The sequence below is a fragment of the Winogradskyella sp. SYSU M77433 genome, assembly GCF_029911945.1.
Taxonomy (GTDB): domain Bacteria; phylum Bacteroidota; class Bacteroidia; order Flavobacteriales; family Flavobacteriaceae; genus Winogradskyella.
This window is the reverse complement of the sequence record NZ_JARYTG010000003.1, coordinates 417,189-439,977: the sequence shown is the minus strand read 5'-3', so window position 1 is coordinate 439,977 and position 22,789 is coordinate 417,189. Positions and strand designations below refer to the sequence as shown.

The window sequence follows — 22,789 nt, the reverse complement described above, 5'->3', positions numbered from 1 at the left end:
TTATAGTTGCTAAATCCTTATAAATAGAGGTTTAAACTCTTTTAATAATTCTATTTTTTCCGTTTTTTTACAGACATTTTTACAAAATGCGATTATATGATTGTAAATACAGAATTAGAGCATAAAGGAAATTTATTTCCTTCCAAAATAATAGACTTCAAAAAAGATGTAGATAAGCTTTACTTTTCTACAGATAATGATGTCATTTTAGAACTAACAGTTGTAAGAGATAGTGTTTTAAGATTTAGATATACTACAGTAGGAAATTTTAATAACGACTTTTCGTATGCTATAACTAAATACGCAAGTATAGGTTATAATAAGCTAGAGATTGAAGAGAAGGAAAGTAGTTATGAGGTTTTAACGAGTAAGCTTCGTTGCGAAATTTCTAAAGAAACTCTCAAAATCTCAATATACGATGCTGTTGATGGTACACTCATCAACCAAGATGAGAATGGTTTTCATTGGGAAGAGAGTTACGAGTTTGGTGGTAACATCGTAAAAATGAGTAAAATCTCTAACGATGGAGAGAGTTATTATGGGTTGGGAGATAAGCCAAACCATTTAAATCTCAAAGGAAAACGATACACAAATTGGGTGACAGATTCTTATGCTTATGGTAAGGATACAGACCCTATTTACAAAACTATTCCTTTCTACACAGGACTTCATCATGGAAAGGCTTATGGTATTTTCTTTGATAATACATTTCAATCTTCATTCGACTTTTCATACGAGCGAAGAAATGTAACAAGTTTTTGGGCACAAGGAGGTGAGATGAATTATTATTTCTTCTACGGGCCAAAAATGGGAGATGTAGTAGAGAGTTACACAGATTTAACAGGGAAACCACATCATTTGCCGCCACTTTGGGCTTTAGGTTTTCATCAGTGTAAATGGAGCTACTACCCAGAAAGTAAGGTTAAAGAAATTACATCTACATTTAGAAAATTACAAATTCCTTGTGACGCTATCTATTTAGATATAGATTACATGGATGGTTTCCGTTGCTTTACATGGAATAAAGATTATTTTCCAGATCCAAAACGTATGGTTAAGGAATTGGCAGAAGACGGTTTTAAAACCGTAGCAATCATAGATCCAGGAATCAAAATAGATAAAGATTATTGGGTGTTTAATGAAGCTTTAGAAAATGATTATTTCTGTAAGCGTGCCGATGGTGATTACATGAAAGGTAAAGTTTGGCCAGGAGAATGTTACTTCCCAGATTTTACAAATCCTGAAGTTAGAGATTGGTGGTCTGGTTTATTCCAAGAATTAATTGAAGACATAGGAATTAAAGGAGTTTGGAATGATATGAACGAACCTGCAGTTATGGAAGTTCCTAATAAAACATTCCCTGACGATGTTCGTCACGATTATGATGGTAACCCTTGCAGTCATAGAAAAGCGCATAACATTTACGGTATGCAAATGGCTAGGGCTACGTATCAAGGTTTAAAGAAATATTCTCATCCAAAACGTCCTTTTGTTATTACACGCTCAGCATATTCAGGGACGCAACGTTACACATCAACTTGGACAGGAGATAATGTGGCAACTTGGGAGCATTTATGGATTGCAAACTTACAAGTGCAGCGTATGGCTATGTCTGGCTTTTCTTTTGCAGGAAGCGATATTGGTGGTTTTGCAGAGCAGCCACATAGTGAATTGTTTACGCGTTGGGTACAGTTAGGAGTTTTCCATCCTTTCTTTAGAGTACATTCTTCAGGAGACCATGGAGATCAAGAACCTTGGACTTTTGATGAAGATGTTACAGATATCGTTAGAAAGTTTATTGAGATTAGATACCAGTTGTTACCGTATTTATACACAGCATTTTGGAAATATACAGACCTAGGAACTCCATTATTAAAATCTTTAGTGTTGTATGATCAAGAAGATGTTCAGACGCATTATAGAACTGATGAATTTATTTTTGGCGAACAGATTTTAGTATGTCCTGTTTTAGAGCCAAATGCCAAAGGAAGACGTATGTATATTCCTAGAGGAAAATGGTACAATTTCTGGAATGATGAGATTGTAAAAGGTGGTAAAGAAACTTGGGTTGATGCAGATATAGATAGTATGCCAATCTATGTTAAAGAAGGTGCTATAATTCCTAAATTTCCAGTACAACAATATGTTGGTGAAAAGGAAATTGAAGAAATTACTTTAGATGTATACTATAAAAAAGGTAAAGAGGAAAGTGAGTTCTTTAGCGATGCTAACGATGGTTTCGATTATACTAAAGGAAGATATAGTCTTAGAAACTTCAGCCTTACAGGTAGATCTGATGAATTGATTATAAATCAATACAAAGAAGGTAAATATATAACAGAGTATAAAACCTTTAAAATTCAATTCCACGGGTTACCTTTTGAAATTCTTGAAGTACAAATAGACAATAAAACTATTGATTATGATACAATAAAAATCAATGGAATAGACTCTATTAGAGTAGATAAGAATTTTTCTGAGTTACATATTAAAGGAAAACAGCTAAATGCTTAGTGACTTATTGACTATTTTCGTTTCAAATAAATATAAAACGATTTTGTATTTTAGTATTAAACTTAAAAACCATCAGAAATGAAAATAAATAAAACCATATTCAGCTTTGCTATCTTGTTTATAGTATTGTCTTGTGCAACAAATCCATTTACAGGAAAGAAAACAATGGCTTTTGTATCTAATGATCAACTTTTTCCTTCCTCTTTCGCTCAATATAATCAAGTTCTAAATGAAAGCAAGGTTATTACAGGTATAAACGATGCGGAAATGATAAAAAGAGTAGGGCAACGTATTGCAACTGCGGCTGAAAGATATTTAGATGCAAATGGATTTCAAGGTTATTTAGACGAATATAAATGGGAATATAATCTTATTCAATCAGAGCAAGTTAATGCTTGGTGTATGCCTGGAGGTAAAATAGCTTTTTATACTGGTATTTTGCCAATTGCAAAAAATGAAACAGGTGTTGCTGCTATTATGGGACATGAGGTAGCTCATGCCTTAGCAAATCATGGGCAACAGCGTATGAGTGCGGCATACATTCAACAAGGTCTGGCAGTAGCAGGTAATGTAGCTTTAGCAAATGATGAACAAAAACTAGGTATCTTCAATCAGTCTTTTGGTGTGGTTTCTAATGTAGCTGGAATGTTACCATTTAGTAGAAGTCATGAAACAGAAGCAGATGAAATAGGAATTTACCTTATGGCTATTGCAGGTTATAATCCTGATGAAGCTGCACAATTATGGGAGCGTATGAAAGCAAATAGTGGAGGTCAAGCTCCACCAGAGTTTTTAAGTACACACCCAAGTAATGACTCTAGAATTGCCAATTTAAAATCATTAGCTCCAAAGGCAAAAGCTGAAGCAAAGAAATTTGGTGTAACATCATTTAGACCGATAAATTAATATTAGGTTAATAATATTTACCTATTTTAGAAGCTGCTCAAAAAGAGCAGCTTTTTTATTACTATAATTTATGAGCGAACTTAAAAAAGGAAGCAAAAAACTTTTAAATGCTTGGGCGTTTTACGATTGGGCAAATTCTGTATATACCTTAACTATTGCGTCTTCAATATTTCCAATATTTTATTCAGCATTATTTGTGTCAGAAGTCAAGAAAATTTTGGCTTTCGGATATGAATTTAAAAGCACAGCATTAATCACTTTTGTTACAGCTTTTACTTTTATGGTGGTTGCAGTTATGTCACCAATTTTATCTGGTATTGCCGATTATATTGGTAATAAGAAAAATTTCATGAAATTCTTTTGCTATGTAGGTTCAGCTGGCTGTATTGGCTTATATTGGTTTAGTTTGGATAGAATTCACCTAAGCTTATTGTTCTATTTTATGGGACTCATTGGGTATTGGGGAAGTTTAGTATACTACAATTCATATTTACCAGATATCGCTTTTGAAGAACAGCAAGATAGTATAAGTGCCAAAGGATTTTCATTAGGATATATTGGTAGTGTATTGTTGTTAATTGTTAACCTTGCAATGGTGATGAGTCAAGAGGATGGTACGGATAAGATGCAAATGATGCGCTATTCTTTTATAACTGTTGGAATTTGGTGGGCTGGATTTAGTCAATATACTTTCTATATTTTACCAAAAGGAGTTTCTTCAGGTCATAAAGTGACAAAAGATGTTGTGTTAAATGGTTTTAAAGAACTAAAAGGGGTTTGGAAGCAATTAAAAGGCAACTTAAGGTTGAAACGTTACCTAAATGCATTTTTTGTATTTAGTATGGCGGTACAAACTATAATGTTAGTAGCGGTTTATTTTGGTGAAGAAGAAATTGATTGGGGAAGTGATGAAGCTAAAACAACAGGTTTAATAGTCAGTATTTTAGTTATACAATTGGTTGCCATATTAGGAGCTTTTTTAACTTCGAGAGCATCCTCAAAATTTGGAAATATTCCTACGTTAATAGCTGTTAACTTTATATGGATGGGCTTGTGTTTTTATGCTTATTTTATGGAAACACCAATTCAGTTTTATATAGCGGCATCTTTGGTAGGTTTGGTTATGGGAGGCATTCAATCCTTGGCGCGTTCAACATACTCTAAATTTCTACCTGAAACCGAAGATACCACATCTTACTTCAGCTTTTTTGATGTGGCAGAAAAAATAGGAATCGTAATAGGTATGCTTATTTATGGGTTTATAGATCAAATTACGGGTAGTATGCGTAACTCAATTCTCTTCTTATTTGTATTCTTTTTATTAGGTATTATTTTATTGTTTAGAGTACCAAAACAAGAATCGTAAAAATTAAATTCATCACTAAATACATAGTTGACAAATATTATTATATTGCAACGAACTAAATAACCTATAATGAAAAAATATCTTGTATTATTAGCTCTACCTGCATTGTTATTATCATCATGTAGTCAAACTGTTGATTTAGCAATTGATAATCCTACAAAATTTGACCTTGAAATCATGGTGGATACCTTAAGAGTTAGTGTACCGCCAAAAGAAGTAGTTTGGGTAGAAATGGGACCAGGTGAGCATAAGCTTACACTTGAAAATGATAGTGTAATCAAATACAATTTTACAGAGCCTGTATACATGATTAACGCTTCATTATCAGAATATTTAGTTACTGATGAATATTATGGGCCTCCAATGTATGAGGACAGTTATGTTTCTACATTACCTAATAAGGAAATAACATATTTAGGAATTCCGATGGAAGGAAATTTTGATGTGGTTAGAGATGTTATTAATAAAGTAACTTGGGATTATGGACCAAGAGAAGACTTACCAGGAATGGTTGAGGTAGATGCTGACGAATCTTACACAACTCTAGTTAAAGTTTATGATCCTAGAGAGTTTATGGATTTAATGCAAAATGCTTACGATAATTATTCTGAAGACGAAGAATAATAACCTGAATTCAGAATTTTGAAAAACTCATTAGGAACTCATATTACTTGGGATGTCTACAATTGTAATCCAGACAGTATTTCTTTCGTGCCAGAAATCAAACAGGTTTTAAACGATATTGTAAAAGAATTAAAACTGTCTAAAGTCAACGAATCCTTTAAACAATTTGAACCTATTGGTGCTACCGGATTTATTTTATTAGAAGAAAGTCATGTAAGCATTCATACTTGGCCAGAGCATCAGTTTGCAGCTGTAGATATTTTTTCTTGTAGAGCTTTTGATGCCAATAAAATTCAGAAGTTGTTAATGCAGTCTTTTGAATCTAATAATGTTGTTATCAAACAAATTGAAAGGGGAGAAGCTATCTCAATTATTTCCCCAGATCTTATATAATATAATGAGACATAAACTCACAATCATCGGTTATAATAGATGATTCTTGAGCTCTTAAGTTAATAGCAGAAGCTTTTGATGTGTAAAACATGCCTATTTGGTAAGAATAGGCTTCCAAATCTAAGTCTAAAGGGTAATATTTTTGATAGATCATATCCTGATTACCAAAATCTCCCTGTGATTCTAATCTTGCCTTAGATGTCGTTTCAACTGTAATATTTTCGCCCAAACGACCATAAGCAGGTTTTTTTACGTAATCTCCTAAATACGGTTGTTGTGTGATATAAGTTTCTGCCAAAACAGAATTAGGAAAGTTTTTAGTGATATAAGCCAAAAACTTTTTATTCTGCCAAACAGCTGTATAAGGTGGGTTTAATACTACTACTTTTTCGTTTATAATTAAATCAGATAGTGTTTTGGCAAGTTCAGGTTCGTCATTAAAAATCCAATCCCAAGGAATCATTTTAAATAAAACATCTACATCTTCATATTCATTACCAACCTGATGAAAAACTCCTTCATCAGAAAAAATAACATTTTCAAGATTTGTATAAAAAGGTTTGTATCCAGATTGATATGCTATGTCTATTATGCAGTTTACATTTTCAACATCTTCAATGTATCCAAAAGAAGTCCCTAGAAATACAGGTTTATCTTTTCCTAGATAAGATTTTAGAGTGGAAAGTGTAGCGGTAATATCGTCTTTAAGCGAATTAAAACTTTGAGGTGTTCCTTTTAATTGTTGAAGTTGAAGTGGTTGCCATAAAAGCGTTTCTGGTAGTGTGCTACACGTATCTGCATTAAATTCTATAATACGACTACGATCAGATTTTAAGCCTCCATTAATATCAAAACGTCCATAAAGAAACGGATGTTTGTTTTTATTTTTCCAACTGTGAATAATACATTGATGAAATGATTGCGGAATACCAAGTTCACTAAGCTTATTTTCTGAAATAATTTTATCCGTCGCACGCTGAAATAAATAAAAAGCTTCATCAGAAACACGACGAAATTGCTCAACTTCTGAACGGTAAATACCTAGAAGCTCTTCAGAAAAATAATCTTCCTCTAAAAACCAATGTAATCTGTGTGGTGTATGTTTTTTTTTGAGGCGTTTAATTTCTTTAAATCGACTATCCGCCAAACGACCTAAACGATTTTCCACTGCCATATCCTCTAGATGATGTTCCTGGTACGCTAACTCTACGAGATGTAGCTGTACTTCTTAAATCGTTTTTAAGTCCTGTAGACTTGTTGTAAGCCGAAGCGTTTTTATAGTTACTTTGGTTTGGCGTTACATTACTGAGTCTTCTATTAAAATAAGAGGCTGCTAATGAGTAATAAAGGATACTTCTTAATCCTGAATGGCGAGTGTAAGATGAATTGTCTTCTTTCATTTTTCTTAATGAAAGTGTGTCTACATTACCTTCAAGTGTATGAACAATGGCAATAGACTTATCTTTTTCATCAATAATACGCTCGTCTATAATTTTGTAGTCATTTCCTGGTTCAACTTCTTCTACTTCGGTAATAACACCTTTTGTAGATTCATAAATGGTTTCTTGCTGTGCGTCCTTAATTCTTGGACTTGCATCTGCCTCACCACAACTCTGAAGGATTACCGAAGCAGAAATTGCCGTAGCTAAAGTTATTTTTTTAGTTAAAGAAAGACCTGTTATAATTTTTTTATTCATCTTTGACCAGTTATTTGTCCTCAAACATAGTTAAATTTTAATGAATAAAAAAGCCTTAATTCCATTTGCAGTTTTTATTGCAGGATTGTGTTCCATTATCTATGAATTACTGATTAGTACTACAGCAACGTATTTTTTAGGTGATGGTGTTAGACAATTTTCTATAATCATTGGTGTTTACCTGTTTTCAATGGGTATTGGTGCGTTTCTGTCAAAATTTTTCAAAGACAAACCATTGCAGTTTTTTATTAATGTAGAATATGCTTTAGGATTAATAGGAGGTATTTCTGTACCGTTATTATATATGTTGTTTGTATATGTCTCGCCAACTATTCTGCAGATATGTTGCTTGGTATTAATTTTTGTAATAGGTCTATTAACAGGAATGGAAGTGCCTTTGTTGACCTTTGCCCTCGAAGAAAGTAATATTAAAAACAATCTATCTAATGTACTGTCTTTAGATTATATAGGAGGACTTATAGCAACGTTAATTTTTCCATTTATAATTCTGCCTTTTGTAGGGCTCTATTATTCATCTTTAATTTTTGGTATTGTAAATATTCTTTTAGGCATTGCTTTAAATTATACTGTACTAAAGCATAAAAAAAGAAACAGTATTTACGGGTTTTTAATAATTATTGCACTTTTGGTTTTAGTTGTTTTTGGAGGAAGATTATTAAAAGTTTGGGATCAAAAAATTTATAAGCGTCCCATAGTTTTAAATGAGCAAACACCTTATCAAAAAATAGTGATGACAAAGAACAATGATGATGTAAGGTTGTATCTAAATCGAGTAATACAGTTTTCGTCAGCAGATGAGCATCGTTATCATGAATCTTTGGTGCATGTTCCGCTAAGTATGCATACTAATGCTAAACGTGTTTTAATTTTAGGTGGAGGAGAAAATTTAGCAAGCAGAGAAGTTTTAAAACATGAAACTGTAGAGCGAATTGATGTTGTAGATATTGATAGTACTATGTTTTATCTGGCAAAAGAAAACAATTATTTAAAGACTATAAATAATAATGCTGCGACTAACAAAAAAGTAAATTTAATAACAGAAGATGCCTTTACATTTTTGTTTAATAATGAGGAACCTTATGATATTATAATCGCAGATTTACCAGATCCAACAAATCAAGCTATTGCGAGATTATATAGTAAGCAGTTTTTTTTAATGGCTAAACGAAATCTAAAAAAAGAAGGAGTTTTTGTGACGCAGTCTGGTGAAATATATTTTAGTAATACAGTTTTTAGCTGTATAAAAAATACACTTAGTTCAGTTTTTGAGATTGTAGAACCTTATCACACCTATATTCCGTCTTTTGGAGATTGGGGATTTATTATTGCTAAGTACAAAGACAATGATGAGGTTATAGATGTGAGTTCTCTACCCAAAGATTTAAAGTACCTTAATGCAAACCAGGTTGAACAGTCGTTTATTTTTCCTAAGGATATTACCATAGCAGAAACAAAGCTGAATACTTTGGATAACCCTATAATTTTAAATTATTTTCTTGATGATTGGGAAAAGTGGAAAGTTGATTTTGAAGCTGGTACTAAATAATAGATGAAAGTTTACAGGACTATAAATCTTAATTTTATTTTCCTAAATTGCCGAAGAAGAAAAATAATAAAACATTTAACCTATCGTATCAATGAAAAAAATAAGCATACTATTTACTCTTTTTATATTGCTTACTGCATTTACTTGTGAAGATGAACCAATAGATCAAGATCTTTTAGATAATCAAGAAACAGATTTGTCCTGTCAAGAAGCATCTTTAAATACAGCAGATGCAGCATTAGCATTTATTAACAATATGGCTTCAGGCGGAAACTACACTGAGCTTTGTAGTGCTTACAAAGAAGCTCTTGAGAATCAAATTTTAGCTTGTGGTGACCCTGATGGTTCCATACAGCAATCCATAACTGCTTTAGGTGATTGTATAGATCCAAATGATTTTACAGACTGCCAAGCAGCTGAGAACGCAGTGAATTTGGCTCAGATAAATTTTGAAAATGCCTCAGATGAAAACTATGAAGACCTTTGTGTAGTTTATAAAACAGCTTTAGAAAATCAGATAGCAGAGTGTGGTGATGATGGGAGTTTACAAGCAGCAATAAATGCATTAGGTAATTGTGTGTCTGAATCTGTTGGCTCATTTGCTTTAATGACAGCAAATTTAGATGGTGTTCAATACAATGATATGAAACCGAATGGATACAATATATTTAATAGTGCCATTAGTATAGTTACCTTTTCTTATGCCAACGACTATGATTATATATCTATTGACGGAAACAGTACTTATCAAGAAATAATACCAGACGTTACATCTACTAAAGAAATCAAATTATATATTCCTGAAAATACGTGGGAAGAAGGAACATATGTTTTACAAACAGATCCAGTGTATGATAATGATGGAGAAGAAGTAGTTCCTCATTTTGATATCAACTTCTTTTATGTGAATAACGCATTGGGTTACCCTGATTATGACAATCCAGGTACAATAACTATAACCAATTTCGATTTAGAAGATAGAGTTATTTCAGGAACATTTGAATTTGAATATCGGATTGTTGATAATAGTAATAACGAAGAAACAGGGCCTTTTCAATGCATAGATGGGACATTTAATTATTCCTTAGATGATGAATATTTTAATTAATTTTTAACCATAAAAGAAACATAAAACAGTAAGGGTAGCCTTGCTCCTTTATGTTTCTTTTATGGTTGATTAAGCTCTAGTTATGTACACTTCCAGAGCCTGTTACTTTAGTATCTCTGTTTGTTGGATTTCCTGAGTACCTCAGGTCTCCAGAGCCTGTAATTCTTACTTTTAATTCTCCATTGCAAACTACATTTGCACCACCAGAGCCTGTAATTTTTGCTGTAACATTAGTGCTGTCTAAGTCACTACCATCAAAATCACCAGATCCTGTGATTTTTGTTGTCAAATCTTTTGTAGAACCATTTAATTCAATGTCACCAGACCCAGCAATACTACTCTCAACAGAATTACTGCTAATTTTTAAATCAATATCTCCAGAGCCTGCCAAGGATACATCAAAATGATTAGCTTTAATAGTTCCTGAGTTTTTAATGTCTCCAGACCCAGCTAAAGATACTGAGTTGATAGATTGGTAAGGGACTGTTACAACAATAGTCTTTGTTGGTCTAAGGTTAATGCCATTCTCAACTTTCACAATAAGTTTACCTCCTTCAACTTTGGTAATAATATATTGAATAAGGTTTGCGTCACCTTCAATGGTAATATTTCCTTCTTTACCTTCGACCAACTTAAAGTTCATTGGTCCAGATGATTTTAAGCCATCATAATCACCAGTAGATCGGTTTTCTGTAGTAATGTTTCCATCTCCTTTAACTCTTTTAGATTTTCCCCATTGTGCACAAGATGTTGTAACACTAAATAGAAATACAACTAACGTGATTGATTTTAATAATTTCATTTTTTCTAATTGATTAGTTACTGTTCGTTTTGATTGTTCACCATAACTTTTAGTAAGGGTGAATTGATTATAATTGTTTAAAGCTTACACTTCCGTACTCTGATTTTATTCTTACATAATTACCAGATCCTTTTGAATTATAGTAGCCTCTATACTTTTTACCTGTATGGTTAATATCTTTTACAGTGAAATTAAATCCGTCAGATTCTCTTAAAGAAGCATAATCTAGATCGATGTCAAAATCAAAATTAAAGTTGGCATCATGTCCGATTGTTATACCTGTATAATCTGAGTTAATATCCAAATTATTAGCTTTAGAAGCAATGCGGTCAATTTTTATAGATCCAAAATTTGCCTTTATAGAGGCACTTTTATAAACATTTCCTAAACGGAGAGATAGATAGTCGCCATTACCGTCAAGGTTGTTAATGTTTTCCACTTTCAAAGAGCCATAATCACAGTTGTATCTTACATTTTCTGAAATTTCTATAATGGATTTTGTATAATCTGCGTTAATATCTAGGTTTTTAGTTTTTGCCACTGTAAAACCACTATAGTCAGCATTTATTTTACCACTATTAATGTATTCAAAATAGCAGTTGTTACTGTAATCAAACTTTATGTAGTTATTTTCAGCCATCAGTTCTTTTGTGGTGATTTTTCCATAATCACAATTAATTTTAGCGAGACCTTCAAGTCGGTCTAGATTAATAGATCCATAATCATTGTTTAGGTCAACACTATTGGTGATTGGCATTTTTACGCGGTAGTTAACTTCAATTTTAAGATTGTTATTGTTTCCCCAACTCCACCAAGATTTTTTGCTTTTACTGAATTTTGTTACTGCAGAAACTATATTACCTTCATTAGAAAACGCTACATCGATGTCTTCAAGTTTGTCATTAACTTTATCTGAATTTCCACCAGTTACTTTTATTGTAATGTCAAATTCTACGCGGTTTTCGTTCCAGGTAACAATATCTAAATTGCCATAGCTATTATTAATTTTTACAGTTCCGTTAGAGGAGGTGTTAAATGATTTTTTAATATTTTTTTCCTTGGTTGTTTTAAGTGTGATGTCATTATTTGCAATTAGCAAAGTAGGCATCAATAAGAGCAAAAGCCCTAATCTAAATTGTATTTTTAGTTTCATCGGTGTTGATTTTTAGATTTTTAACATCTTCTATTTGTTCCAAGACAGTATTTAAAATATCTATCCTGGTTTGAAAGTTTGAAATCATAGCATAAATAACACGCTGATCTTTTCCACTTTCGGTTAAATCTGTTTTTAATTTTTGGTATTCATTTTCTAATAATTGAATCTGTTCTAAAGCATCATTGATGATAGCTTCCGTTAACGGTGAACGCTCTTTGTTGAGTTTTTTTAGTTCGTCTTCAATTGTAACAGTAAAGAAATCTTGAGTCTCGGACATTTCAGGTGAAACACTTGCTAAATCCAAAGTTTTAGGTTGGTTTTGAGCTGTAATAAAAACACTAAAACAAATGACTAATGAAGCCGCAACAGCTAATAAAGGCTTCCAGTTAAATCTCGATTTTTCGATATCATTGATAACAGCTTTATCAGCATTCAATTTTTCTAAAAATCGGTTTTCATGCCCACTTTTAGGTACGTTGATATCAAATTCATCTTTAAGTTCTTCAAATAAATTGTCTATAGTATCTTTTTTCATACATCAATAATTTAGACTGTTAGCTCTAATTTCTTTCTTAAACTTTCTTTAGCTCTAGAGATCATTGTTCTGCAATTAGCATAAGAAATATCCATAATTTCACAGATTTCCTCATAATCATAACCTTCTATAAGATGTAGTGTTAAACCTAAGCTATAGTTGGTTTTTAAACTTTTCATAGCCTTAAGTATTTGCTTCACTTTTTCAGAGTTATGACTTTGTTCTTCAATACCGTTGTCATTTTCAACTTTGTACATTACATGTTCTAGAGGTACTTCATTTTGCTTTACGGTTTTGTTGTAATGAGCTATACTGTTGTTTACAACAATGCGCTTTAACCATGCACCAAATAATTTAGTGTCCTCTAACGTTTTTAACTTTGTAAACGCGGTTAAAAAAGACTCTTGCATTATGTCTTCAGCCTTAAAGGAATCTTTTACAATCCTTAGGGCTGTGTTATACATTGCTTTGTTGTACCTGTTGTATATTTCCAACTGCGCACGTTGGTTCCCAGAGCCACAAAGCAAAACTAACTGTTCGATATCTTGATTGGTTGATGTCAAAAAAACAATTGCTTTGGTATAAAGATGAAGCGTTTCATAAACTGTTACACTTTTAGAGAAAAAAGTTTTAGTGGTTATAAAGGTAATGGCATAACAATTGAAAATATACTAGTGTGAATAACTTTGAATATCTTATAAGTTGTTGATATTCAATATAAAGTTAAATATTAATACATTTAAACAAACGCTAATGTGCTCATATGAGTGACATAATGGCTTAAAAATATTATGAAGAAATCAAATTTTATGAACCTTGACAGTTTGTCATTACAGGATTTTGACGAGAATTCAGAGTTAATTCCTCTAATGACGCCTGAGGATGAGGAACAAATAAATAATGAAGTTTTACCCGAATCTTTACCAATTTTACCTTTAAGAAACACAGTATTGTTTCCAGGTGTTGTTATTCCTATTACTGCTGGTAGAGACGCATCTATTAAGTTGATAAATGATGCTAATAATGGAGGTAAAGTAATTGGTGTGGTAGCGCAGAAAGATGAATATGTTGAAAATCCGACAGAAAAAGATATCTACAAAACGGGTACGGTTGCTAGAATTCTGAAAGTATTAAAAATGCCTGATGGCAATACTACAGTGATTATTCAAGGTAAAAAGCGTTTTCAAATCAATGATATAATTTCTCAAAAGCCTTACCTAACGGCAACAATATCAGATATTCCAGAGGCTAAACCAGCTGCGGATAATGAAGAGTTTAAAGCAATCATAGATTCTATTAAGGATCTATCTTTAGATATTATTAAGGAAAGTCCAAACATTCCGACAGAAGCTTCTTTCGCGATTAAGAATATTGAGAGTAACTCATTCTTGGTAAATTTTGTGTCTTCAAACATGAATTTAAAAGTTGAAGAAAAGCAAGAATTATTAAAAATTAATGATCTTAAGGATCGTGCACTTCAGACTTTAAAATACATGAATATCGAATATCAAAAGCTAGAGCTTAAAAATGATATTCAAAATAAGGTTCAAAGTGATATGAACCAACAACAGCGTGAGTATTTCTTACATCAACAGATGAAAACTATCCAAGAAGAATTAGGAGGTGGTGTTTCTTCTGGTGAAGAAATTGAAGATATGAAAGCGCGTGCCAAAGAAAAGAATTGGGATGAAAAGGTAAAAACCCATTTTGAAAAGGAATTGGCCAAAATGCAACGTATGAATCCTCAAGTTGCTGAATATTCTATTCAGAGAAACTATTTGGATTTGTTTTTAGATCTACCATGGAATGAATTTAGTGAAGATAAATTCGACCTAAAACGTGCTAAGAAAATTCTAGATCGTGATCATTTTGGTTTAGATGATGTAAAAAAACGCATTATTGAATATTTGGCTGTTTTAAAACTTCGTAATGATATGAAGTCGCCAATCCTTTGTTTATACGGACCTCCAGGTGTTGGTAAAACCTCATTAGGAAAGTCTATAGCTGAAGCTTTGGGAAGAGAATATGTAAGAATCTCACTTGGTGGTTTACGTGATGAAGCCGAAATCCGAGGACACAGAAAAACCTACATTGGTGCTATGCCAGGTAGGATCATTCAAAGTTTGAAAAAAGTTGGTACATCTAATCCGGTTTTTGTTTTGGATGAAATAGACAAGTTATCAGCAGGTCACCAAGGAGACCCTTCATCAGCGATGTTAGAGGTGCTAGATCCAGAGCAAAATAATGAGTTCTATGACAACTTCCTAGAGATGGGTTACGACCTTTCTAAGGTGATGTTTATAGCGACTTCTAATAGTCTCAATACAATTCAGCCAGCATTGAGAGATCGTATGGAAATCATCAATGTAACAGGTTATACAATTGAGGAGAAGGTTGAAATCGCTAAACGCCATTTGCTACCAAAACAGTTAACAGAGCATGGTTTGGATGAAAAAGCTTTAAAGATAGGTAAACCACAATTAGAAAAAATTGTTGAAGGTTATACACGCGAATCTGGTGTTAGAGGTTTAGAGAAGCAAATCGCAAAAATGGTGCGTTATGCAGCTAAGAACATAGCGATGGAAGAGGAGTACAATATTAAAGTAACCAATGAAGATGTTGTTGAAATTTTAGGAAGCCCAAGATTAGAACGCGATAAATACGAAAACAATAACGTAGCTGGTGTTGTAACAGGTTTAGCATGGACTAGAGTAGGAGGTGATATTCTGTTTATTGAATCTATTTTGTCAAAAGGAAAAGGCAATCTTAGTATTACCGGTAACTTAGGAAAAGTAATGCGAGAGTCTGCAACAATTGCTATGGAGTATATTAAGGCAAACGCAGATAAGTTTGAAATTAATCCTGAAGTCTTTGATAAGTATAACGTGCATATTCACGTTCCAGAAGGTGCAACACCAAAGGACGGCCCAAGTGCAGGTGTAACTATGCTAACATCTTTAGTATCTTTATTCACACAACGTAAAGTGAAAAAGAGTATTGCTATGACGGGTGAGATTACGCTACGTGGTAAAGTATTGCCAGTTGGTGGTATAAAAGAAAAGATTTTAGCTGCGAAGCGTGCTAGAATAAAAGAAATATTACTTTGTGAAGATAACAAAAGAGATATTGATGAAATTAAACCAGAATATCTTAAAGGTTTAAAATTTCATTATGTTAAAGATATGAGTGATGTGCTAGATATAGCCATTACAAATCAAAAAGTAAAAGATGCTAAAAAGCTGTAAAACCATACTAGGATTACTATTTCTATTAACGTTAAATCATTTTGCTTTCGGGCAAGCTGATGGAAAATATAGAGATGTAATCCTAGATGGCAAACCAGCTAAGCTGAATATTGTTACTGGTGAAATTACTCTGATGAAATCTGAAGCTACTAAAGCTGAAGAGAATAAGGATAATACATCGCCTGATCCAATTTTAGTTACAGACAATACAGTAATTACGTCTTCTGTAAAAAGTCAAGATAATATTCCTATATATCATATTGTAAAGCCAGACGAAACATTACTTGATGTCTCCAGAAAATATAATGTTACCCTTGCAGAATTAAAGCAAGCCAATAATTTACAAACTACTTTGGTGGACGAAGGTCAAAAGCTTTTGGTTAAAAACTTTGATTTGGTAGATAAAAATAGTTCTAATTTAGATGCTGATTCAAAGGAGACAGCTTCTAATTATCATGTGGTTGTTAAAGGAGAAACCTTATATAGTTTGGCTAAACGTTATAATTTAAGCTTAGAAGAGTTAAAACAGCAAAATAATTTAAGTTCTAATCTTATAAAAGTTGGACAAAAACTTAAGGTTAGAAATTTTGATGACTCCAATAGTGAGAAATTATACCATTATACAGTCGCTAAAGGTGATACTTTATATAGCATAGCCAATAAAAATGGAGTTACTGTAGAGGCTCTAAAAGAATTAAATAGACTATCGAGTAACCTTATTAAAGTAGGTCAAAAACTTCAATTAAGGAGTAAAGAATAGCCTTTAAAAAAATAAAAAAATCATATCACCGTTTTAAGATAGATTTAGTTATTTTGCAAATCTATGATTAAGAGGATTCTTACCTTACATTTTCTACTATTAGCCGTGCCTTTATTCGCTCAATTAGGAGGTGAATCTACTTATCAATTTCTCAACTTAGTATCCTCACCAAGACAGGCTGCTTTAGGAGGAAAAATTATCACAAATTTCGATCATGATGTAACGGAAGGCCTTTACAACCCAGCTTCAATTAATTACGAAATGGGTAATCAGCTTGCTGTAAATGTTTCAAATTATTTAGGGGGAATAACTTACGGAACTGCAGCTTATGCCTACACTTGGGATAGACACGTACAGACCTTCCATTTTGGTGTCACTTATATAAATTACGGTTCTTTTGATGGTTATGATGTTAATGGTGTGTCCACAGGAACATTTACTGGAAATGAAGCAGCTATTTCATTCGGTTATAACTATAATATCCCTTTTACCGATTTTTATGTTGGAGCAAATGTAAAAATCATAACCTCTTTATTAGAACAATACAATTCCGTTGGAGGAGCTGTAGATATTGGTGCTATGTATATTAATGAAAAGTTAGATTTTCATGCGGCTTTAACCATTAGAAATATTGGAACACAATTTTCAACTTACGCAGGACAAAACGAACCATTGCCTCTCGAAGTTAATTTTGGAATGTCTCAAACTTTAGAAAATGTACCTTTACGCTGGCATTTAACCTTAGAAAATTTACAACGTTGGCCAATTTCGGTGGCTAATCCTGCGAGAGCAACAACGGACTTGGATGGAAACCAAACTCAAGAAAAAGTTAGCTTTTTCAATAAAGGATTAAGGCATCTTATTCTAGGAGCAGAACTCTTTCCTGAAGGAGGTTTCAATATAAGATTGGGTTATAATTTTAGAAGAGCCGAAGAACTTAGGATTGTAGATCAAAGAAATTTTTCTGGACTTTCAGTTGGTGTGGGAATAAAACTAAACAAGATGCGCTTTAGTTATACACATGCCAGATATACTAGCGCTTCTAACACAAGCTTTTTTGGGCTACAAATAGATTTAAGATAAATGAAGAAAATAGTTATTGCTATTGACGGATTTTCCTCTACAGGAAAAAGTACTATTGCTAAGCAATTGGCAAAGACCTTAAACTATGTTTATGTAGATACTGGTGCCATGTATAGAGCTGTAACGTATTATGCTCTAAAAAACGATTTTATAGGAGATGGCTTTTTTCATGAAGAGCAATTAATTGAAAATCTTGATGATGTAAATATTACATTTAAGTTTAATGAAACTTTAGGTTTTGCTGAAGTGTATTTGAATGGAGAAAATATTGAAAAAGACATTAGAACCATGGAGGTTTCAAGTTTTGTGAGTCCTGTTGCTACATTGTCTGAAGTACGACGAAAACTTGTAGAGCAGCAACAACTCATGGGAAAAGAGAAGGGCATCGTTATGGATGGAAGAGACATTGGAACCGTTGTTTTTCCTGATGCAGAATTAAAAATTTTCATGACAGCATCTGCAGAAACAAGAGCAGAAAGACGTTATAAAGAACTTTTAGAACGCGGACAAAAGTTGAGTTATGAAGAAGTTCTTGAAAATGTAACAACAAGAGATTATATAGATTCCACTCGAGAAGATTCTCCTTTAGTAAAAGCTGATGATGCTATAGAAATTGATAATTCAGGTTTAACTATTGAAGCACAAGTTCAAAGTATTCTTAACTTAATTAATCAAATGATAGAAAAATAAAAAGCGACCTAAAATAAATTAGACCGCTTTGTATAAAGATTTTCTTTCTTAATTAAATATTAGGAATCACTAATTCTTGATCAGGATAAATTAAATCCGGACTTTTTAGAATATCTGTATTAGCCTGGTAAATCTTTTGGTATTTTGAAGGATCACCATAATATTGCTTAGCAATTTTCCCTAAAGTTTCGCCAGAACTAACCGTATGTCTTGCATAAACTGATTCGTCTGCAACCTTAATATCAGCCATTATATCAGAAGGATTTTCACCACCAATACGTTTTATTTCGTCCCAAAGTAAGTTTTTTTCATATTGTGTAGCGGCTGTTCCCCAAACTTTTAGTTTTCCGTCAGTTTCTTCTACTTTACCGTTTTGGATGTTCAATTTTTCTCCTAAATCAAGAACATCTTGATATTTTGCTTTAACCATGATTTTATAGTTTTTAGTTTGTTTATATGTTACTCGTAAATATACCAATTTTAGCAGTATTTTTTAATCTACTCAACATCAAATTGATAATGTAACATTAAGACACCTAAAAAATGTTGAAGTCACAATATTTAATGTTTGGTTTTCAGTAAAATATATACTACTTTTGCACTCCTTTTTTAGCGGACTAGAGAAAGTGGAAAAGGAAACACATTTTTTAATTAATAACTTCTGTAAAGTTTTCCGTTAATCTTTCAAACAATACAGAATACAAATTTTTATTCAGCGCATGTCTGAAAAAGAAACAAAACAAGCTGAAGTTGAAGCAACTGAAGCAAAAGTAGCAGAGGCTCCAGTAGTATCTGAAGCTCAAGCAAATCCAGAAAAATTCTTAAAAGAATTCGATTGGCACAATTACGAAGAAGGAATTGAGCAAGTTGAAGACAAAAAATTAGAAGAATTTGAAAAGTTAGTATCTGAAAATTTCGTAGACACTTTAGATGATGAAGTTGTAGAAGGTGAAGTTATTCATATTACGGATAGAGATGCTATTATTGACATTAACGCTAAGTCTGAAGGTGTAATTTCTCTTAACGAGTTCCGTTACAATCCAGATTTAAAAGTTGGTGATAAAGTAGAGGTGTTAATTGACGTACGTGAAGACGCTACAGGTCAGTTAGTATTATCTCACAGAAAAGCTCGTGTAATTAAAGCATGGGATAGAGTAAACAAAGCTCACGAAACTGGTGAAATCGTAAATGGTTTCGTAAAGTGTAGAACTAAAGGTGGTATGATCGTTGACGTTTTCGGAATCGAAGCATTCTTACCAGGTTCTCAAATCGATGTGAAGCCAATTAGAGATTACGATCAGTACGTAAATAAAACTATGGAATTTAAAGTTGTGAAAATCAACCACGAATTCAAAAACATAGTAGTTTCTCACAAAGCGCTTATCGAAGCTGATATCGAAGAGCAAAAGAAAGAAATCATTGGTCAGTTAGAAAAAGGACAAGTATTAGAAGGTGTTGTAAAAAATATTACTTCTTATGGTGTGTTTATCGATCTAGGTGGTGTAGATGGTTTAGTTCATATTACAGACTTATCTTGGTCTCGTATCAACCATCCAAATGAGATTGTTGAGTTAGATCAAAAACTTAACGTTGTAATCCTTGATTTTGATGAAAACAAATCAAGAATTCAATTAGGTCTTAAGCAATTATCTAAGCATCCTTGGGAAGCTTTATCAGAAGAGGTTAAAGTTGGAGATAAAGTAAAAGGTAAAGTTGTAGTTATTGCTGATTACGGTGCATTTATTGAAGTTGCTGATGGTGTAGAAGGTTTAGTACACGTTAGTGAAATGTCATGGTCTACACATTTACGTTCTGCTCAAGATTTCGTATCTGTAGGTGATGAAATCGAAGCAGTTATTTTAACATTAGATAGAGAAGATCGTAAGATGTCTCTAGGTATTAAGCAATTAACACCAGATCCATGGACAGACATTACAACTAAATACCCTGTAGGTTCTAAGCACACAGGTATTGTACGTAACTTTACAAACTTTGGTGTGTTTGTAGAATTAGAAGAAGGTATTGATGGATTAATTTATATCTCTGATTTATCTTGGACTAAGAAAATTAAGCATCCATCTGAGTTCTGTAACGTAGGTGACAAGTTAGATGTTGTTGTATTAGAGTTAGATGTAGAAGGTCGTAAGTTATCTCTAGGTCATAAACAAACTGAGGAAAACCCTTGGGATAAATATGAAACTGAGTTTGCTGTAGGTACTTCTCATACTGCTGCTATTACAGAAATGGTAGATAAAGGAGCAACAATAGAATTTAATGAGGATATTGTAGCATTTGTACCAGCACGTCATTTAGAAAAAGAAGATGGTTCTAAACTTAAAAAAGGTGAAGAAGCAGAATTCAAAATCATTGAGTTCAACAAAGAATTCAAGCGTGTTGTAGCATCTCATACTGCTGTATTTAGAGAAGAAGAAGCAAATATCGTTAAGCAAGCTGTTAAGAAAGCTGAAGCACAAGCTGCTGAAGCTAAACCAACATTAGGTGATGCAAACGATGCTTTACAAGCTCTTAAAGATAAAATGGATGGAAAATAAAATCAGCTTATAGGCTGAATTTTCAACCTAAAATGATTAAAGCCTTTCAGAAATGAAAGGCTTTTTTTTGTAACAAACTGTTATTCAGAAGACTATATTTGTAGTACAATTCGTAAAATTGAGTTTGAAATGTTAAAAAAAAGTGTATTTCAGCCAAATAATTAGTATTTCATTAAAAATAAGTGTTAAATTTAAGTGAATACCAATAACCCAAAATATAATTTTAGAAATATGAACTAAAGCATCTATAACCCAAAATTTCAATAATATAAACCCTAAGATTTAACTAATAAGGCTCATTTTAACCCTAGTCTTAATAACAGTATAACCCAATAACCCAAAATCTTTATATTATGAAAAAAACTTTACTCTGTGTCGGGTTGTTTGTTGCTTTTGCAATAAATGCCCAAGATGGTAACACTATTGAAAATGCCATCGAAATTAATGGAACCAGTGTTTCTGTTAATATTCTAAATTACAATTCTGCCACAAATTCAGGTTTAACACCTGCTTGTGATACATCTGAAGATGTTTTTTATAAACATGTTGTTAGTCCTGGTGATAACAAAGTTCAGATAGGCATGGCAAGCCTTGGTCTTACATTAGTGGCAAATATTGATTATCAGATTTTCTTAGCTCCTAGTGATGATTTAGGGCAATTGCAAGAATTAGAATGTGATTCTTACAATATTGTTGCCTTAGTTGGAGGTAGCTTTGAGGTTGTTTTAGACAATGTTACTCCTTCTGATGCTTATTACCTAAGGGTTTATAAGAATAATCAAGCGCTTATTAATTTATCATCCTTATTAAGTGGTACATCAATTACTATGAATAGTGTATTTGATGCAACGCTTTCAAGTGTAGATGTTGAAGAGAATAATGTAAAAGTATTAGTTAGTCAAGATCAAATAAGATTGGTTAATAATACAAGCTATAACTCTTATCAAATCTATGGTTTAGATGGAAAAATAGTTCAGATAATAGAGACAGATGAAAACATTGCAGCTATAGACACATCTTATCTTAGTGATGGTTTCTATGTATTAAATTTAATTAATGAAACAGAAAATTACACTTACAAGTTTATTAAGTACTAATTAATAGTCAACTCAACAAAGTGTGTGAGAGGAAGTTCTATAAAAAAGAGCTTCCTCTTGTTTTATAGCTTACAAATCTAATTGGAAACCCTAACTTTTTGTTTTAACTTTGCTAATTAGTAACGTCCTGTAAGCATATGAGTAAAAAAGTCTTACTTAATTCTAAAGAAGTAAATATTACCCTTCACAGATTGGCTTGTCAACTCATTGAAAATCATGATGATTTTTCTCAAACAGTGTTAATAGGCATTCAGCCTAGAGGTACTTTTTTAGCAGACCGTTTGGCATCAATGCTAAAAGAAGAGTATAAAATAAAGGATATAAAATTAGGTCATTTAGACATTACCTTTTTTAGAGATGATTTTAGAAGGGGAGATAAACCTTTAGAAGCCAATACTACCGAAATAAATTTTATAGTTGAAGATAAAAACGTTGTCTTTATAGATGATGTATTGTATACTGGCAGAAGTATAAGATCTGCTTTAACAGCAATACAATCATTTGGAAGACCAAAGAATGTAGAACTTCTTACATTAATTGACAGACGATTCAGTAGACATTTACCAATACAACCAAATTATAGAGGAAGACAGGTAGACGCTATTGATAATCAAAAAGTGAAAGTCAATTGGGTAGAAAATGAAGGTGAAGATGCTGTATATTTAATTGATAAATAAAATTAACTGAGACTTCT

General features: G+C 32.5%; 21 protein-coding genes. 14 read left to right on the top strand and 7 right to left on the bottom strand.

Annotated features, from left to right (window positions below; genetic code table 11):
* Positions 1-96: 96 nt before the first annotated feature.
* The 5 genes from QGM60_RS08015 (at position 97) to speD (ending at position 5,803) form a co-directional block, all read left to right on the top strand.
* Positions 97-2,514, top strand: a complete 2,418-nt coding sequence (locus QGM60_RS08015; RefSeq protein ID WP_281139720.1) for a glycoside hydrolase family 31 protein — start codon at positions 97-99, stop codon at positions 2,512-2,514.
* A gap of 78 nt (positions 2,515-2,592) precedes the next feature.
* Positions 2,593-3,420, top strand: a complete 828-nt coding sequence (locus QGM60_RS08010) for a M48 family metallopeptidase (RefSeq protein ID WP_281139719.1) — start codon at positions 2,593-2,595, stop codon at positions 3,418-3,420.
* Between the two features lie 70 nt (positions 3,421-3,490).
* A complete protein-coding gene (locus tag QGM60_RS08005; protein ID WP_281139718.1) occupies positions 3,491-4,786 on the top strand; it encodes an MFS transporter in 1,296 nt (431 codons plus the stop codon).
* 69 nt (positions 4,787-4,855) lie between these two features.
* Entirely contained in the window at positions 4,856-5,410 is a 555-nt protein-coding gene (locus tag QGM60_RS08000) for a hypothetical protein (protein WP_281139717.1), read from the top strand.
* An 18-nt stretch (positions 5,411-5,428) separates the two neighbouring features.
* Positions 5,429-5,803, top strand: coding sequence for an adenosylmethionine decarboxylase (speD, locus tag QGM60_RS07995; protein ID WP_281139716.1), 375 nt, complete (start codon positions 5,429-5,431; stop codon positions 5,801-5,803).
* Here speD and QGM60_RS07990 read toward each other — a convergent pair.
* Entirely contained in the window at positions 5,796-6,977 is a 1,182-nt protein-coding gene (locus QGM60_RS07990; protein WP_281139715.1) for a glutathionylspermidine synthase family protein, read from the bottom strand. The two genes, speD and QGM60_RS07990, sit on opposite strands and share 8 nt — an antisense overlap.
* Positions 6,940-7,500, bottom strand: coding sequence for a hypothetical protein (locus tag QGM60_RS07985; RefSeq protein WP_281139714.1), 561 nt, complete (start codon positions 7,498-7,500; stop codon positions 6,940-6,942). The genes QGM60_RS07990 and QGM60_RS07985 overlap by 38 nt, the downstream gene beginning before the upstream one ends.
* A gap of 40 nt (positions 7,501-7,540) precedes the next feature.
* On the opposite strand from QGM60_RS07985, the gene QGM60_RS07980 reads away from it, so the two are divergent.
* A complete protein-coding gene (locus QGM60_RS07980; RefSeq protein WP_281139713.1) occupies positions 7,541-9,067 on the top strand; it encodes a polyamine aminopropyltransferase in 1,527 nt (508 codons plus the stop codon).
* A gap of 91 nt (positions 9,068-9,158) precedes the next feature.
* Positions 9,159-10,175: a hypothetical protein gene (locus QGM60_RS07975; protein ID WP_281139712.1), complete on the top strand. Its 1,017-nt coding sequence runs from the start codon at positions 9,159-9,161 to the stop codon at positions 10,173-10,175.
* 76 nt (positions 10,176-10,251) lie between these two features.
* Here the strand turns inward: QGM60_RS07975 and QGM60_RS07970 are convergent, their stop codons facing one another.
* The 4 genes from QGM60_RS07970 to QGM60_RS07955 form a co-directional block, all read right to left on the bottom strand.
* Complete coding sequence (locus QGM60_RS07970; RefSeq protein ID WP_281139711.1) at positions 10,252-10,977, bottom strand: head GIN domain-containing protein; 726 nt, start codon at positions 10,975-10,977, stop codon at positions 10,252-10,254.
* A 67-nt stretch (positions 10,978-11,044) separates the two neighbouring features.
* A complete protein-coding gene (locus tag QGM60_RS07965; RefSeq protein WP_281139710.1) occupies positions 11,045-12,130 on the bottom strand; it encodes a hypothetical protein in 1,086 nt (361 codons plus the stop codon).
* Positions 12,108-12,668: a hypothetical protein gene (locus QGM60_RS07960; RefSeq protein WP_281139709.1), complete on the bottom strand. Its 561-nt coding sequence runs from the start codon at positions 12,666-12,668 to the stop codon at positions 12,108-12,110. The genes QGM60_RS07965 and QGM60_RS07960 overlap by 23 nt, the downstream gene beginning before the upstream one ends.
* Before the next feature lie 11 nt (positions 12,669-12,679).
* Positions 12,680-13,231, bottom strand: coding sequence for an RNA polymerase sigma factor (locus tag QGM60_RS07955; RefSeq protein WP_281139708.1), 552 nt, complete (start codon positions 13,229-13,231; stop codon positions 12,680-12,682).
* A 228-nt stretch (positions 13,232-13,459) separates the two neighbouring features.
* On the opposite strand from QGM60_RS07955, the gene lon reads away from it, so the two are divergent.
* The 4 genes from lon to cmk all read left to right on the top strand — a co-directional run bounded on the left by lon (position 13,460) and on the right by cmk (position 18,446).
* Positions 13,460-15,913, top strand: a complete 2,454-nt coding sequence (gene lon, locus QGM60_RS07950; protein ID WP_281139707.1) for an endopeptidase La — start codon at positions 13,460-13,462, stop codon at positions 15,911-15,913.
* On the top strand, positions 15,897-16,673 hold the full coding sequence (locus tag QGM60_RS07945) for a LysM peptidoglycan-binding domain-containing protein (RefSeq protein WP_281139706.1): 777 nt from the start codon (positions 15,897-15,899) through the stop codon (positions 16,671-16,673). The genes lon and QGM60_RS07945 overlap by 17 nt, the downstream gene beginning before the upstream one ends.
* A 63-nt stretch (positions 16,674-16,736) precedes the next feature.
* The gene (porQ, locus tag QGM60_RS07940; RefSeq protein WP_281139705.1) at positions 16,737-17,756 is read left to right on the top strand and encodes a type IX secretion system protein PorQ; all 1,020 of its coding nucleotides are present in this window, start codon (positions 16,737-16,739) and stop codon (positions 17,754-17,756) included.
* Positions 17,757-18,446: a (d)CMP kinase gene (gene cmk, locus QGM60_RS07935; RefSeq protein WP_281139704.1), complete on the top strand. Its 690-nt coding sequence runs from the start codon at positions 17,757-17,759 to the stop codon at positions 18,444-18,446.
* Between the two features lie 52 nt (positions 18,447-18,498).
* Here cmk and QGM60_RS07930 read toward each other — a convergent pair whose 3' ends face one another.
* Positions 18,499-18,876, bottom strand: a complete 378-nt coding sequence (locus QGM60_RS07930; RefSeq protein WP_281139703.1) for a LysM peptidoglycan-binding domain-containing protein — start codon at positions 18,874-18,876, stop codon at positions 18,499-18,501.
* Positions 18,877-19,165: 289 nt separating this feature from the next.
* On the opposite strand from QGM60_RS07930, the gene rpsA reads away from it, so the two are divergent.
* The 3 genes from rpsA to pyrR all read left to right on the top strand — a co-directional run bounded on the left by rpsA (position 19,166) and on the right by pyrR (position 22,772).
* Positions 19,166-20,998 carry a 30S ribosomal protein S1 gene (rpsA, locus tag QGM60_RS07925; protein ID WP_281139702.1) on the top strand — a complete coding sequence of 611 codons (1,833 nt, stop codon included), beginning with the start codon at positions 19,166-19,168 and terminating at the stop codon, positions 20,996-20,998.
* 353 nt (positions 20,999-21,351) lie between these two features.
* Positions 21,352-22,095 (top strand): T9SS type A sorting domain-containing protein, encoded by a 744-nt coding sequence (locus tag QGM60_RS07920; protein ID WP_281139701.1) that lies wholly within the window; start codon positions 21,352-21,354, stop codon positions 22,093-22,095.
* Positions 22,096-22,232: 137 nt separating this feature from the next.
* On the top strand, positions 22,233-22,772 hold the full coding sequence (pyrR, locus tag QGM60_RS07915; protein ID WP_281139700.1) for a bifunctional pyr operon transcriptional regulator/uracil phosphoribosyltransferase PyrR: 540 nt from the start codon (positions 22,233-22,235) through the stop codon (positions 22,770-22,772).
* The last annotated feature ends 17 nt before the right edge of the window (positions 22,773-22,789 follow it).

Coding starts and splice junctions, on each gene's coding strand:
- QGM60_RS08015 (WP_281139720.1), top strand. CDS start 97: ATGATTGTAAATACAGAATTAGAGCATAAAGGAAATTTATTTCCTTCC.
- QGM60_RS08010 (WP_281139719.1), top strand. CDS start 2,593: ATGAAAATAAATAAAACCATATTCAGCTTTGCTATCTTGTTTATAGTA.
- QGM60_RS08005 (WP_281139718.1), top strand. CDS start 3,491: ATGAGCGAACTTAAAAAAGGAAGCAAAAAACTTTTAAATGCTTGGGCG.
- QGM60_RS08000 (WP_281139717.1), top strand. CDS start 4,856: ATGAAAAAATATCTTGTATTATTAGCTCTACCTGCATTGTTATTATCA.
- QGM60_RS07990 (WP_281139715.1), bottom strand. CDS start 6,977: ATGGCAGTGGAAAATCGTTTAGGTCGTTTGGCGGATAGTCGATTTAAA.
- QGM60_RS07985 (WP_281139714.1), bottom strand. CDS start 7,500: ATGAATAAAAAAATTATAACAGGTCTTTCTTTAACTAAAAAAATAACT.
- QGM60_RS07980 (WP_281139713.1), top strand. CDS start 7,541: ATGAATAAAAAAGCCTTAATTCCATTTGCAGTTTTTATTGCAGGATTG.
- QGM60_RS07975 (WP_281139712.1), top strand. CDS start 9,159: ATGAAAAAAATAAGCATACTATTTACTCTTTTTATATTGCTTACTGCA.
- QGM60_RS07970 (WP_281139711.1), bottom strand. CDS start 10,977: ATGAAATTATTAAAATCAATCACGTTAGTTGTATTTCTATTTAGTGTT.
- QGM60_RS07965 (WP_281139710.1), bottom strand. CDS start 12,130: ATGAAACTAAAAATACAATTTAGATTAGGGCTTTTGCTCTTATTGATG.
- QGM60_RS07960 (WP_281139709.1), bottom strand. CDS start 12,668: ATGAAAAAAGATACTATAGACAATTTATTTGAAGAACTTAAAGATGAA.
- lon (WP_281139707.1), top strand. CDS start 13,460: ATGAAGAAATCAAATTTTATGAACCTTGACAGTTTGTCATTACAGGAT.
- QGM60_RS07945 (WP_281139706.1), top strand. CDS start 15,897: ATGCTAAAAAGCTGTAAAACCATACTAGGATTACTATTTCTATTAACG.
- porQ (WP_281139705.1), top strand. CDS start 16,737: ATGATTAAGAGGATTCTTACCTTACATTTTCTACTATTAGCCGTGCCT.
- cmk (WP_281139704.1), top strand. CDS start 17,757: ATGAAGAAAATAGTTATTGCTATTGACGGATTTTCCTCTACAGGAAAA.
- QGM60_RS07930 (WP_281139703.1), bottom strand. CDS start 18,876: ATGGTTAAAGCAAAATATCAAGATGTTCTTGATTTAGGAGAAAAATTG.
- rpsA (WP_281139702.1), top strand. CDS start 19,166: ATGTCTGAAAAAGAAACAAAACAAGCTGAAGTTGAAGCAACTGAAGCA.
- QGM60_RS07920 (WP_281139701.1), top strand. CDS start 21,352: ATGAAAAAAACTTTACTCTGTGTCGGGTTGTTTGTTGCTTTTGCAATA.
- pyrR (WP_281139700.1), top strand. CDS start 22,233: ATGAGTAAAAAAGTCTTACTTAATTCTAAAGAAGTAAATATTACCCTT.